Annotated in this window: 18 protein-coding genes, 1 pseudogene and 1 riboswitch; of the genes and pseudogenes, 8 read left to right on the top strand and 11 right to left on the bottom strand. The window is 30.3% G+C overall.

The genetic code is table 11. The features are described 5' to 3' along the window. Genes ABXT55_RS04720 through ABXT55_RS04710 form a run of 3 tightly spaced genes read left to right on the top strand, consistent with a single transcriptional unit; the run spans position 1 to position 858 of the window. A complete protein-coding gene (locus ABXT55_RS04720; RefSeq protein WP_006997169.1) occupies positions 1-297 on the top strand; it encodes an iron-sulfur cluster assembly protein in 297 nt (98 codons plus the stop codon). Next, positions 297-629 carry a HesB/IscA family protein gene (locus ABXT55_RS04715; protein WP_415284158.1) on the top strand — a complete coding sequence of 111 codons (333 nt, stop codon included), beginning with the start codon at positions 297-299 and terminating at the stop codon, positions 627-629. Before ABXT55_RS04720 ends, ABXT55_RS04715 begins: the two co-directional genes overlap by 1 nt. A 58-nt stretch (positions 630-687) precedes the next feature. Further along, positions 688-858 carry a hypothetical protein gene (locus ABXT55_RS04710; RefSeq protein ID WP_006997167.1) on the top strand — a complete coding sequence of 57 codons (171 nt, stop codon included), beginning with the start codon at positions 688-690 and terminating at the stop codon, positions 856-858. Between the two features lie 6 nt (positions 859-864). Here the strand turns inward: ABXT55_RS04710 and glnA are convergent, their stop codons facing one another. Continuing rightward, entirely contained in the window at positions 865-2,271 is a 1,407-nt protein-coding gene (glnA, locus tag ABXT55_RS04705) for a type I glutamate--ammonia ligase (protein WP_415284157.1), read from the bottom strand. Between the two features lie 147 nt (positions 2,272-2,418). On the opposite strand from glnA, the gene ABXT55_RS04700 reads away from it, so the two are divergent. Both ABXT55_RS04700 and ABXT55_RS04695 read left to right on the top strand, forming a co-directional pair. After that, complete coding sequence (locus ABXT55_RS04700; protein WP_415284156.1) at positions 2,419-2,898, top strand: YbaK/EbsC family protein; 480 nt, start codon at positions 2,419-2,421, stop codon at positions 2,896-2,898. Then, positions 2,895-3,782 carry a DMT family transporter gene (locus ABXT55_RS04695; RefSeq protein ID WP_415284154.1) on the top strand — a complete coding sequence of 296 codons (888 nt, stop codon included), beginning with the start codon at positions 2,895-2,897 and terminating at the stop codon, positions 3,780-3,782. The genes ABXT55_RS04700 and ABXT55_RS04695 overlap by 4 nt, the downstream gene beginning before the upstream one ends. Here the strand turns inward: ABXT55_RS04695 and ABXT55_RS04690 are convergent. The 3 genes from ABXT55_RS04690 to ABXT55_RS04680 all read right to left on the bottom strand — a co-directional run bounded on the left by ABXT55_RS04690 (position 3,775) and on the right by ABXT55_RS04680 (position 6,213). Then, complete coding sequence (locus ABXT55_RS04690; protein ID WP_415284153.1) at positions 3,775-4,683, bottom strand: homocysteine S-methyltransferase family protein; 909 nt, start codon at positions 4,681-4,683, stop codon at positions 3,775-3,777. The two genes, ABXT55_RS04695 and ABXT55_RS04690, sit on opposite strands and share 8 nt — an antisense overlap. A gap of 9 nt (positions 4,684-4,692) precedes the next feature. Beyond that, a riboswitch (SAM riboswitch) is annotated at positions 4,693-4,756 on the bottom strand. A 90-nt stretch (positions 4,757-4,846) separates the two neighbouring features. Continuing rightward, positions 4,847-5,437 carry a 2OG-Fe(II) oxygenase family protein gene (locus ABXT55_RS04685; protein ID WP_415284152.1) on the bottom strand — a complete coding sequence of 197 codons (591 nt, stop codon included), beginning with the start codon at positions 5,435-5,437 and terminating at the stop codon, positions 4,847-4,849. A 29-nt stretch (positions 5,438-5,466) separates the two neighbouring features. Beyond that, positions 5,467-6,213 carry a TSUP family transporter gene (locus tag ABXT55_RS04680; RefSeq protein ID WP_415284151.1) on the bottom strand — a complete coding sequence of 249 codons (747 nt, stop codon included), beginning with the start codon at positions 6,211-6,213 and terminating at the stop codon, positions 5,467-5,469. A gap of 18 nt (positions 6,214-6,231) precedes the next feature. On the opposite strand from ABXT55_RS04680, the gene moaB reads away from it, so the two are divergent. Beyond that, positions 6,232-6,732: a molybdenum cofactor biosynthesis protein B gene (gene moaB / locus ABXT55_RS04675; RefSeq protein ID WP_415284150.1), complete on the top strand. Its 501-nt coding sequence runs from the start codon at positions 6,232-6,234 to the stop codon at positions 6,730-6,732. Here moaB and ABXT55_RS04670 read toward each other — a convergent pair whose 3' ends face one another. Next, positions 6,733-6,978: a DUF1244 domain-containing protein gene (locus ABXT55_RS04670; protein ID WP_415284149.1), complete on the bottom strand. Its 246-nt coding sequence runs from the start codon at positions 6,976-6,978 to the stop codon at positions 6,733-6,735. It abuts the gene before it with no gap. Positions 6,979-7,291: 313 nt separating this feature from the next. On the opposite strand from ABXT55_RS04670, the pseudogene ABXT55_RS04665 reads away from it, so the two are divergent. Both ABXT55_RS04665 and ABXT55_RS04660 read left to right on the top strand, forming a co-directional pair. Beyond that, positions 7,292-8,842, top strand: a pseudogene (locus ABXT55_RS04665) (aldehyde dehydrogenase family protein). Between the two features lie 45 nt (positions 8,843-8,887). After that, positions 8,888-9,235 carry a DUF779 domain-containing protein gene (locus tag ABXT55_RS04660; RefSeq protein ID WP_415284148.1) on the top strand — a complete coding sequence of 116 codons (348 nt, stop codon included), beginning with the start codon at positions 8,888-8,890 and terminating at the stop codon, positions 9,233-9,235. On the opposite strand, the gene ABXT55_RS04655 is transcribed toward ABXT55_RS04660, so the two are convergent. The 6 genes from ABXT55_RS04655 to moaA are packed head-to-tail and all read right to left on the bottom strand — an operon-like array spanning position 9,232 to position 12,980. Continuing rightward, on the bottom strand, positions 9,232-9,801 hold the full coding sequence (locus ABXT55_RS04655; RefSeq protein WP_415284147.1) for a sulfite oxidase heme-binding subunit YedZ: 570 nt from the start codon (positions 9,799-9,801) through the stop codon (positions 9,232-9,234). The genes ABXT55_RS04660 and ABXT55_RS04655 overlap by 4 nt on opposite strands. Positions 9,802-9,825: 24 nt before the next feature. Beyond that, positions 9,826-10,731, bottom strand: a complete 906-nt coding sequence (msrP, locus tag ABXT55_RS04650) for a protein-methionine-sulfoxide reductase catalytic subunit MsrP (RefSeq protein ID WP_415284146.1) — start codon at positions 10,729-10,731, stop codon at positions 9,826-9,828. Further along, positions 10,718-11,170, bottom strand: coding sequence for a molybdopterin synthase catalytic subunit (locus ABXT55_RS04645; RefSeq protein WP_415284145.1), 453 nt, complete (start codon positions 11,168-11,170; stop codon positions 10,718-10,720). The genes msrP and ABXT55_RS04645 overlap by 14 nt, the downstream gene beginning before the upstream one ends. Next, positions 11,170-11,439 carry a molybdopterin biosynthesis protein MoeD gene (locus tag ABXT55_RS04640; protein WP_415284144.1) on the bottom strand — a complete coding sequence of 90 codons (270 nt, stop codon included), beginning with the start codon at positions 11,437-11,439 and terminating at the stop codon, positions 11,170-11,172. Before ABXT55_RS04640 ends, ABXT55_RS04645 begins: the two co-directional genes overlap by 1 nt. Before the next feature lie 2 nt (positions 11,440-11,441). Beyond that, positions 11,442-11,987, bottom strand: a complete 546-nt coding sequence (gene moaC / locus ABXT55_RS04635; protein ID WP_415284143.1) for a cyclic pyranopterin monophosphate synthase MoaC — start codon at positions 11,985-11,987, stop codon at positions 11,442-11,444. Continuing rightward, the gene (moaA, locus tag ABXT55_RS04630; RefSeq protein ID WP_415284142.1) at positions 11,988-12,980 is read right to left on the bottom strand and encodes a GTP 3',8-cyclase MoaA; all 993 of its coding nucleotides are present in this window, start codon (positions 12,978-12,980) and stop codon (positions 11,988-11,990) included. Positions 12,981-13,008: the final 28 nt, after the last annotated feature.

Genomic DNA, 13,008 nt, shown 5'->3' with positions numbered 1-13,008 from the left:
ATGGATTTAAGAGAACAAGTAATAGCTGAAATTAGAAAAATTTATGACCCAGAGATACCGGTCAATATTTATGAATTAGGTTTAATTTATGATGTTAAGGTGAAGGAGTCTAAAGCTAAAATTATAATGACCTTGACTACACCAAATTGTCCTGTTGCAGAAAGTTTACCTCAGGAAGTTAAAGATAGTGCAATGCAAGTAGAAGGTATTGAAGAAGTCGATCTAGATTTAGTATTTGAGCCACCTTGGGAAAAATCAATGATGTCAGAAGCTGCTAAATTGGAGTTAAATTTATAATGCATCCTATAATTAAATTAAGTGACAATGCTGCAAGTCGTATTAAAGAAATTATGTCTGGAGTTGAATCAAATTCAATTGGTGTTAGAGTTGCAGTTAAGTCTGGTGGTTGTGCTGGTATGTCTTATGTAATGGAATATGCAAAAGAAATTAATCCATCAGACGAAATAATTGAAGACAAAGGTGTTAAGGTTTTTGTGGATGCTGCAGCTGTTATGTATTTATTAGGTACTGAAATGGACTATAAAAAGGAGGAATTTTCATCATCATTTGTATTCAATAACCCTAATGAATCTGAGCGTTGTGGTTGTGGTGAATCATTTAAAGTTTAATATTACTTTAACGCATATCAGTGTTGCAAATATCACATATCTAGGGTATTAAATAGGTATGAACAAATTCGAATTTAAAAATCTTGTTAAATCTTTAGAAAAGTCACTTAAAGAAAGAACTTTCTTTAAGACTCTTCGAAAAGAAGTAAATACTGGTGCTAACGGCACACAGGATTACGTTGTTAAAAAAGGAATTAACAAAGATACAATCGCAACTACTAGACAGTAATTAAACTTAGCTACTGTAATACATCTCAAATTCTACAGGATGAGGTGCATGTTCAAATCTGTGTATCTCTTCAAATTTTAACGCGATGTAAGCATCAATTTGATCGTCAGTAAATACATCACCTTCAGTTAAAAACTCTCTATCTTTATCTAAACTTTCCATTGCCTCTCTTAATGAACCGCAAACAGTTGGAATATTTTTAACTTCTTCTGGGGGTAAATCATAAAGATCTTTATCAAAAGATTCACCTGGATGTATCTTATTTTTAATTCCATCCAAACCAGCCATAAGCATAGCAGCAAAAGTTAAGTAAGGGTTTCCTGAGGCATCAGGAAATCTTATTTCACATCTTGCACCATTTTTACTTAATGAAATTGGTATACGACAAGAAGCGGATCTATTTCTTGCAGAGTAAGCAAGTAGCACAGGTGCTTCAAAGCCAGGAATTAATCTTTTATAACTATTTGTTGTAGCATTTGAAAAAGCATTAATCGCTTTTGCATGTTTTAAAATACCACCAATGTAATGAAGTGCAGTTTCAGATAACCCTGCATATTTATCACCAGAAAAAACTGGCTTATCATTTTTCCAAATTGATTGGTGAATATGCATTCCAGAACCATTGTCACCAGCGATTGGTTTAGGCATAAAGGTTGCAGTTTTTCCAAAAGAGTGAGTAACCATTTGAACTACATATTTATATAATTGAACATTATCAGCTTGATCAACAAGTGTTCCAAAGTACATTCCTAGCTCATGTTGACTAGGTGCTACTTCGTGATGATGTTTTTCAACTTTAATACCCACTTCTTTTAAACTTTTTAAGTATTCACCTCTCATGTCTTGTTCACTATCAACTGGAGGAACTGGAAAATATCCACCTTTTACTGGGGGTCTATGACCCATATTTCCATTTGCATACTCTGTTCCAGAATTATAAGGACCTTCTTTACTATCTATTTTAAAACCAGTGTTGTTAGGATCATTGTTAATTCTAACATCGTCAAAAACAAAAAATTCTGGTTCAGGACCAAAAAAAGCTTTGTCGCCAATGCCAGATTTCTTTAAGTATTCTTCAGCTTTTTTAGCTGTTCCTCTAGGGTCTCTTTCATAAGGAGATCTTTTAACAGCATCTAAAATATCACAAAAAAGAATTAATGTATTATGTGAAGTAAAAGGATCCATAATAAGTCTTGAAGTATCTGGTTTTAAGATCATATCAGACTCGTTAATAGCCTTCCAACCAGCAATAGATGAACCATCAAAAAACACACCTTCATTTAACATTTCTTCATCAACAATAGTGTGATCCATTGTTAAGTGTTGAAGCTTACCTCTTGGGTCAGAAAATCTTAAGTCAACAAATTCAACTTCTTTTTCCTTCATGAATTTTAAAACGTTAGCAGCAGTCATAGTTTCTCCCTTTTTTAAATTTTGTATCCAATAGATAACAAATATTTTCTTGATAATATTGCTTGAATAATAAATATCACCTATGCGTTTTTTACATATGAATTACATCATTATTTGTTAAATTATCAATCAATTAATAGTTGCAATATGAGCTTATTAGATAAAGAGCCCGTTAAAAGAGCAGAAAAATTTCTTAAGAGTTTTGACCAATCTTTAGAGGTAATTACTTTAGAAGATTCAGCAAGAACAGCACAAGACGCTGCTAAAGCTTTAGATTGTAATGTAGGTGCGATTGTCAAAAGCTTACTTTTTAGGGCTGGGGATGATTTTATCTTATGTTTAGTAGCAGGAGATAAGAGGTGTTCATTAAATAAACTTAAAAAATTTAAAGATAAAAAAAATATTTCAATGGCGTCACCAGAAGAAGTTAAAACCCAAACTGGGTACACAATTGGTGGTGTTTCACCCATTGGTCATTTAAACAAGATTGAGATTATAATAGACAATTCCTTAGAAAGGTTTAATGAACTATTTGCTGCAGCAGGACATCCAAACTGTGTATTTAAAATAAACTTTATTAATATTCAAAAAATTACTAATGGAAAAATCAAAGATATAATTGAATGAGACAACCTAAACTAATCGATTATACCTTATTAGTAGTTTTAGCTTTAATATGGGCGTCAGCTTTTTTCAATATTAAAATTGCAACAGAGTCTTTTGGGCCTATCACGATTGCATTCTTGAGAGTTTTTTTTGGATCTATTCCAGTATTGTTATTATGTTTTTACAAAAAAATTAAAATAGAAGCATTTTCTAAAGATTGGTATTGGTTTGCTATAATTGGATTTGTAAATTTGGTACTGCCATTTTTTTTAATTGCCTACGGTGTAAAATCAGTTCAGAGTAATTTAGCAGCAATACTGATGTCAACTACACCATTAAGCTCAACTGTATTAGGACATTTTTTTACTAAAAATGAAAAATTTGACTTTATTAAAACATTTGGAATATTAATTGGTTTTTCAGGAATTGTTTATCTATTTTCAGATAATTTTTTAATTAATGATAACAATTTTTTTTCTGCATTAATGATTTTACTTGGCTCAACCTGTTATGTCATAGGTGGAGTTTTAACTCTTAAAATCAGTGATAAAAAAAATGAAAATGTAACAGGATCAATATTAATCTGGGCCATAATAATTTTGATACCATTAGTTTCTTTTATAGAAAAACCTTGGGAAACTACGCCCTCAATAGAGTCAAGTATTTCTGTAGTTTATCTTGGTTTGGTATCAACAGGTTTAGCATGGCTTCTTAGATTTAGAATTTTAAAGAATAATGGACTAATATTTCAGTCTCAAGTTTCTTATTTAATACCTATTTTTGGAATTATTTTAAGTTATATATTTTTAGATGAATTAATTACTGATAAAGTTTTAACTTCATTGTTAGCAGTTTTAGTGGGTCTCTATTTTGTAAAAAAAGCAGGAAATAAAAAAATTATTTAAGTTTAGCCATCTCCTTAATGTGTGCTGGTCTGGTTTCACAGCAACCTCCTAAAATAGTGGCCCCAGCTTCTTTAAATTTTTTTACAAATAAAGCCATCTTTTCTGGCACTAGATCTTCTCTGTGACCCAGAAATTCATTTGGGTTTCCTGTTTTACTTTTATTAAAAGTATTTGTGTAACCTGCTGTAGGTTTTGTTGTGATAAACCCATTTAGTTTAAAGCCAAATGGAACATCTAAACTTTTTATTTCATTAAGATTTTTTTCATAATTTTCTGGTGATACACAAGAAAGTATTATTCCAAGTAAATTTTTGTGATTTATTGTTGTGATAATCTCAGAAATATTTTCACCACTTGGTAACTTTACTCCCTCCGAAACATGAGCACCAATTAGATAAGGTTTGTTGAAACTTTTTATGGCTTCGATAGCTAATTTAAACTCTCTTACGCTACTTAATACATCAAAATAAAAAAAATCTATAAAAGGATCAAGTAATTTTGCTTGATCATAGAAATTTTCTTTAATTTCATCATTAGATCTTGTGTCTGCTTCATAGGTTAAATATTGAGGAGGCAATCCTCCAGCAACTAAAATATGTGGATTTAAATCTTTTGCCTTTTTAGCTATTTCACCAGCTTTAGTATTTAAGTATTCAAATTTATCCTCAATACCATTATCTCTTAATCTCATCCTTCTTGTAGTAAATGTTGTTGTTACAATAATTTCAGCACCAGAATTTATAAAATCTAAGTGTGTATCAAGCAAAAGCTGATGATATTTTTTATGCAATAATGCATTAGCACTCCAGAGAGTACCATTTGCTTCAACACCTCTTGCTAATAATTCTTGACCCATTCCACCATCTAGAACTCTTGTTTTTTTAAAAAAATTTATATCCATCTCTACTCCTTGCTTTTTTAGTGCTTTAGCTTTATGCCAGGGGCACAATATAGTCCAACTACCCTTACCAATTAATTTAATGATTTCCTTTTTAGCAGTTAGTACCTGCAATATGGATCAAATCGGTAAATATATTTATATACTTAATAGACTGATTAGCAAATTATTTTTTGAATAATATTTTAGCATTAAAAGAGAAAGATCTTCTCTCACCATCAACATTAAATGGGTAGGCTGTATGCATTAAATAATTAGGAAAAATCAATAGATCTCCTAGTTTAGGATTTAAATTATAGATACTTTTGCTCAAAAAGTTCTTTTGTCCATTAATAAAATCGATAGTTCCATTAGTTTTAATTTTTTTATTCTTAACTAATTTATTTTGATTCATGTCTTTTGGGATTCTAAGGTAACCAACTCCTGACAATTGTCCATCATGATAATGAATAGGGTTATACTCATTTTTTAATTGTCTAACTACCCATAGGTTAATTATTTTAATTTCTTTAATTTTTTTTACGTCAGACTTATCAAGATAAATTTTGATATTTTTTATTAAATCTTTAGATAAAGTTTTATTAATTATTGTTTTAGGTATCTTGATTTCATTCTTAATTTGACTTGCCAGTTTAGAACTGTAATCATTTTTTTTAGAAAATTGAGACTTGTCAATGTGAGCATTTAATGCAGTAATAATTTTTTTGGATAACTTACTTTTTCCTATAGTTGGGCCAAAAGCTCTAAATGTTTTCATATTTTATCTATAATAATTTAATACTTGTGTTATGCAAACAACTTCAGTCCCATACGAATAGCGACAAATATGACAAGTGATGATGTTACTAGAGCCAATATTCTTGTAGGAAAAATTTTAAGATTTAAATAATTTCCTAATAGACCACCTAATAAAACGAGTAAAAATAATGGCCAATAATCAAAAATTCCATTTATCGTTGATGATTTTGTAAATTGACCAGCAAGTCCTGATACAGAATTAATCAATATAAATAATGATGAGGCTGTTGCAATGTTTTTTACTTTATCCACTCTAATTAATAACAATATAGGGCTTAAAAAAATACCACCACCAATTCCAACCACGCCAGACACAAATCCAATAGATGCACCAATTAATAATGATAATATTATTGGTATCTTTTTATAAACTTCAATTTTTTGATCAAAAGATTTAAATTTCAGAAGAAGGAGAACTCCCGCTAATGTTAAGACAGTAAAAAGTAAAATTTCAAAAACTTCTTTATCTATTGATAATAATCCCCCCATAAATGCAAGTGGAACAGATGATATTAAGAATGGAGAAAGTATCCTTAGATTGATATTTCCAGCTTTAATATAGTTAACACAATTTCCTGATACGACAATAATATTACAAAAGAGAGCAATTACAGGAAAGATTAAGTAAGGAACATCCCAAATTAATAGAAGAGCTAGATAGGTAGACCCACCACCAAATCCAACACTTGAATATAAAGTTGCTGTTAGAAGAAATAAAAATGATAATATAATCACAGTAATTATTTTAAATTTATGATTGTAAATATAGCACTTTTAACAGTTACAGATACCAGAACTTTTGAGAATGATAAGTCAGGTGCGATCTTAGTAAAAAAAATAGAGGAGGCTAAACATAAATTAGCAGATAGAAAAATTTGTAAAGATAACAAAGAAGACATTATTAAAATCCTTAAAGATTGGATTAATCAATCTGATATAGACGTTGTAATTACAACAGGCGGCACTGGACTTACGGGTCGAGATATTACACCAGAGGCAGTGAACGAGATTGCTGACAAACATATTCCAGGTTTTGGAGAGGTGTTTAGAACGATAAGTTTAAAAACAGTTGGTACATCTGCCATTCAATCTAGAGCTTGTGCTGTGCTAGCTAACGGTAAGTATGTCTTTGCTTTACCAGGATCTTCAGGTGGGGTCACAGATGCCTGGGATGGAATTTTAAAACATCAGTTAGATATAAATCATAAACCTTGTAATTTTGTAGAACTGTTTCCAAGACTTAAAGAAAAATAATTATTTTTGATATTTTTCTTTCCACTCAGAATAAGGCATACCATACACATGCTCACGTGCGTCTAGATCTGAAATTTCAATACCTTTTTTCTCTGCTTCTTCTCGATACCATTTTGATAAACAGTTTCTACAAAAACCAGCTAGGTTCATAATATCTATATTTTGAACATCTTTTCGTTCATCTAGATGCTTAAGTAATCTCTCAAAAGTGGAAGACTGTAATTCTTTTTTTATATTTTCATTCATGAACAAATTATTAGACACATTTCAATTAAGCACAAGATATAGGGTTTTATTCAATCTTAAGTAGAAATTTAATAATATAATACGTAGACCTTAATATTAAATTTTGTTTAAATATTAAATGGCTACTAAAAAGAAAAAAACAGCCAAAAAGTCTAAACGTAAAGCCAAAAAAAAAATTAAGAAAAATTTGGTCAAACGATCACCTAAAAATATTAAAAAAGTTAAAAAGAAAAAGGGTGTGACCAAAAAGAAGTTACGTAAGCCAATAAAAAAAAATAAGCTAAAGAATAACAATAAGAGAGAGAGGATAAAAATGAGCACAGAAACAGTTAAAGGTGGACGATCTCCGTTACTAGATACGTCTCACTTAAAAGTTAAATTTCCATTTAAAGAAAAATATGGGAATTTTATAGGAGGAAAATTTGTTGAACCAAAATCGGGAAAATATTTTGACAACGTAAGTCCAATCAATAATGAAGTTATATGTTCTGTTCCAAGATCAGATGCAAAAGATGTTGAGGCTGCTTTGGATGCTGCACATGCTGCTTTTCCTACTTGGGGGATTACATCAATAACTGAAAGATCTAACATTCTACTTAAAATAGCTGATGTTATTGAAAAAAACCTTGAGCTTTTAGCTACTGCTGAGTGTCTAGATAATGGAAAACCAATCAGAGAATGTATGGCAGCTGATTTACCATTAGTTGTTGATCATTGGAGATATTTTGCTGGAGCCATAAGAGCAGAAGAAGGTTCTGTTTCAGAGATAAGTAACAGTGAGTATTCTTATCATATTCCTGAGCCACTTGGTGTAGTTGCACAAATTATACCTTGGAACTTCCCGTTATTAATGGCAACATGGAAACTTGCACCAGCACTTGCTGCAGGAAACTGTGTAGTTTTAAAACCAGCTGAACAAACACCAGCATCAATCTTACTATTAATGGAATTAATTGGAGATCTATTACCTCCAGGAGTTCTTAATGTTGTAAGTGGTTTTGGTCTTGAAGCAGGTAAGCCATTAGCTTCATCTAAAAGAATTAGAAAGATTGCTTTTACAGGTGAAACAACAACTGGACGTTTGATTATGCAGTATGCTGCTCAAAACTTAATTCCAATAACTTTAGAATTAGGTGGAAAATCTCCAAATGTTTTCTTTGAAGATGTCATGGATCAAGATGATGAATTCTTTGATAAATGTCTCGAGGGTTTTACAATGTTTGCTCTTAATCAGGGGGAAGTTTGTACTTGCCCTAGTAGAGCTTTGATTTAAGAATCTATCTATGATAAATTTATGGAAAGAGCTATTGCTAGAACAAAAGCTGTAACCCAAGATAACCCTTTAAAAATGGAAACCATGATTGGTGCTCAAGTATCATTAGAGCAAATGGAGAAAATAAAATCTTACTTAGATTTAGGTAAGAAAGAGGGTGCTAAAGTTCTATGTGGAGGTGAAGTTGCTAACTTAAACAGTGGTTTGGAAAAAGGTAATTATATCCAACCTACTATTTTTGAAGGTGATAACTCTATGAGAGTTTTCCAAGAAGAAATTTTTGGTCCAGTTGTATCAGTTACTAAATTTAAAGATGAGGCTCATGCATTAGAAATTGCTAATGACACTCTTTATGGTTTAGGAGCAGGTGTTTGGACTAGAAATGGAAATATTGCTTATAGAATGGGAAGAGGGATCCAAGCAGGAAGAGTTTGGACTAACTGTTACCATGCTTATCCAGCTCATGCTGCTTTTGGAGGTTATAAGCAATCTGGAATTGGCAGAGAAACACATAAAATGATGCTTGATCATTATAGACAGGTGAAAAACTTACACGTGTCATACAGTGAGAAAAAATTAGGCTTCTTTTAACAGGTATATTATAGTGGCCTGTAGTTTAATACAGGCCATATAACTATGAAAGTTTCAGCAACACCATTAGCGTTAGAACTAATCGAAGATCTTAAAAAAGATCATGGTAAAGAATTACTCTTTCACCAATCCGGTGGATGTTGTGATGGTAGTGCTCCAATGTGTTACCCAGTTAAGGAATTTCTTGTAAGTGATGACGATGTTTTAGTTGGAAAAATTGGTGGTATTCCTTTTTATATAAGCGAAACCCAACATGAAGCATGGAAAAATACAGATTTAATTATTGATTGTATTAAAGGAATGGGTGGAATGTTTTCACTTGATAATGGAACTGGAAGAAGATTTTTAACAAGATCAGAGATTTGTGTTCCTGAAAAAAAATTAATTAATTAATTAAATTTCATTTTAACTCTTAGCGTAAGTAAAATTACAATAATAATAAGATAGATTAAGGGTTCAACTGTAACTACTTTAACTAACCACAAGTAGTGAATAATTCCCAATAAAGAAATTATATAAATAAGTTTGTGTAGTTTTTTCCACTTATCTCTTAAAAGCCTTATCATTCGTTTAGATGAAGTAAGAGCAAGTGGCACTAATAAAAGCCAAGCTAAAAATCCAACAAATATAAATTTTTTTTTAACAATATCATCACCAATACTAGACCAGTCAAAACGATAATCTATTCCTACATAAGTCATCATATGTGCTGAGGCATAAAAAAATACAAACAAGCCAAACATTCTCCTATAGCTAATCCAAAAGTTTAATTTAGTAAATTTTTGTAAAGGAGTCATTGCAAGAGTTATTATAATAAAACGAAGCGTCCAATTACCAGTTACATGTGTAATTTCTTTTACAGGCTCAGGACCTAACTGATTAAAGATAATTTGATAAAAAATAATTAATATTGGCAGTAAAGATATAAAGAAAATTGGTATTTTTATATATTTCTGCATATTGTATAAAAAAAATTTATGTATTTAAAAGTTTTTCTTTAAATCCATACCTGAGTATAAATTTGCAACTTCATCACCATACCCATTAAACATTTCTGTTTCAATTCTGGGAGACAAAATGCCCTCACCTATGACACGTTCTGTTGCTTGTGACCATCTAGGATGTGAAACGTTAGGATTAACATTTGAGTAAAATCCATATTCCCTTGGGGATGATCTCATCCAAGATGATGTAGGCATATTTTCAACTAATTTTATTTTAACAATTGCTTTAGCACTTTTAAAACCATACTTCCAAGGAACAAAAATTCTTAATGGAGCTCCATTTTGGTTAGGTAAAGGTTTTCCATAAAGACCAGTAACGATTGTTGTTATAGGATGCATAGCTTCATCAATTCTTAAACCTTCTCTGTAGGGCCAGTTTAAAACTGGATACTTTTGACCTTTCATTTGCATAGGGTCATAAATACTTTCAAATTCAACAAATTTAGCAGTATTTTTAATAGATACCTTACTAAGTAATTTACTTAGAGAAAATCCCATCCAAGGAATTACCATAGACCACCCTTCAACACATCTAAGTTTGTAAACTCTTTCTTCAGAAGGAAATAAAGAAATTATTTCTTCAGCTGAAAGTGTTATTGGATTATCTACCTCACCTTCAATAGTGACACTCCACGGTTTAGTAACAAATTCTTGTGAATTTTGGAAAGGGTCACCTTTTCCAGTTCCAAACTCATAATAGTTGTTATAAGTCGTGATATCCTTATATGAAGTTAGCTCAGCTTTATTTTGTGAATAAGCATTGTTTAAAAATGGTATACTACTTAAGGATACTGAACCCACACCTAAGCCAATAGATTTAATAAACTTTCTTCTTTTATTGTATATTTGCTCAGGTGTAATTTCTGAATTTTTATATTTTTTCATTTTTAATAGAATTACCCTTTAACCACTCGCTTTGTTCATTTTTATAATGTTCTTTTTTCCATATAGGAGATCTTTTTTTAATTTCTTCAATAATATATCTAGATAATACATAAGCTTCATCTCTATGTTTACATGCAACTGCAATAATAATACTAGTTTCACCAAGTCCTACATAACCTTTAACATGTTCTATAAATACTGCTTTATCCATAATTTTTAACTTTTCAGTAGTTTCTTTATAAATTTCATCAAAGCTTTTTAATACTAATTCGTCATGACTATCATAAGTTATTCCAACAACTTCTTTATTTTCATTAATATTTCTGACTGTGCCATTAAAAATAATTGATGCACCATACGAGGAAGATTTTATAAATGCCTCTGCTGCAGAGGTTTTTATTTTATTTTTTTTAATGTCTATAATTTTTGCATGTAACATCAGCCACCACCTATTGGAGGTATAATTCCAATTTTTTGATCTTTTATAATTTTAAAGTCATCGTTGATAATATTATTATCTTCTGAACAAAAAGCAGAGTTTTTTACAATTTTAATAAAATTTTCATTACCCTTAAAGTTTTTATCTAAATAATCAATTATTTCTTTCCTTAAATCTTTAATTTCCATCTTTTGTTTTATGTTAAATTCTAAGAATTCTTCACTACTAAAATCTCTACTTGCACCAAAAAGCTCAAGCTTAATTTTCATATTTAAAAAATATCTTTTAAAAATTCTGGTAGTCCATCAGGGTTAGTCCATAAACCACTTTTACCACCTTCTTTAATTAGTAATTTAACATTATCAATTCTAAGATGTGGGTTTACAATTTTACTTAGATCATAAATAGTTATTAGTGCAGTATTAACACCCATAATAGCTTCCATTTCTACACCAGTTTTTGCAACAGCTGACACTACACAAAAAACTTCCAACGAAGCTTCTTCATCATGCATAACAATTTTAGTTGCTATATGATCTATTGGAAGTGGGTGGCATAGTGGAATTAATTCACTTGTTTTTTTAACACCTAAGACTGCTGATACTTCAGCTAAAGTGATTGGGTCACCTTTGGGCATTCCTTTATTTTTAATTAGGTTAAAAACTTCTTTCCCTACATAAATTTTACCAGAAGCTAATGCCCTTCTAAATGTTTCTTTTTTTGATGAAACATCAATCATGTTAAATGTATTTTTTTTAAAAATTTCTTTAGCCCAATCTTTTAATTTTTCTTTGTTAATAACTTTTAAGCTTTCCATTTATCCCCCAGTACTTGATAGATTTGGAGTAATTCCGGTATCTCCAAGTTCTAAATAATGTGACTCTTTTTTAAGATGCAATTGTTTTATGATAAGATCCACAAGTTCATCTTTTTGAGTATCGTCTTGCAATAAATGTCTAATACTAATTCCAGTATTACCAAACAAACATAATCTTAAATCACCTCTTGAGGTAATTCTTAATCTGTTACATGTTTGACAAAAATCCTTAGAGTAGGGTGCAATTAATCCAAATTTCCCCTTAAATTCTGAATGTATAAAATTTAATGAAGGGCCTGCATCTTTCCCATAAGTTTGAGGGATCCAGTTATTTTTTTCTAAAAAATCTTTGAATATTTTAGAAGAAACATGATTTTTTTTAAAATAATCTAAATTATCACCTGTTTGCATCAATTCTATAAATCTAAAATCAATATTGTTGTCTTTTATGAAATGTCCAAATTTTTTAAAATCATTATGAGTATCATTGATACCCTTAAGTAAAACAGCATTAATTTTTATATTTTTGAAATTTAATTTTTGCAAAGTCCTTATGCCTTCTAAAATTTCATCAAGCCTATCATGACCTGTTAGTTTTTTAAAAGTTTCTCTATTTAAACTATCAATACTAATATTTATTCCATCTAAACCAGCTTCACATAACTGTTCTGCAATTTTGTCCAAACGATAACCGTTAGTCGTCATTGTTACTTTGGGAATATTTGAATTTTGCTTCATATCTTTAAGGATATCAAAAAAGTCTTTTCTAACTGTTGGCTCTCCACCAGTTAATCTAATTTTACAGACACCTAATTCAGATAATGCTTTTGTTAATCTGGATATTTCTTCTGCAGACATAAAGCTTCTCGTGTCTCCAGGAGTTTTTTTATAACCTTGAGGCAAACAATAGGTACAACTGTAATTACATACATCTGTAATTGATAACCTTATGTAGGGGAATTTTCTTCCAAATGTATCACTTAATGTTTTCATCTTATTTTTATTACATTATATTATAATA

This window comes from Candidatus Pelagibacter sp. Uisw_130 (assembly GCF_047722505.1).
In the GTDB taxonomy this organism is placed as follows: Bacteria; Pseudomonadota; Alphaproteobacteria; order Pelagibacterales; family Pelagibacteraceae; genus Pelagibacter.
This window is presented reverse-complemented; position numbering and strand designations above follow the sequence as displayed.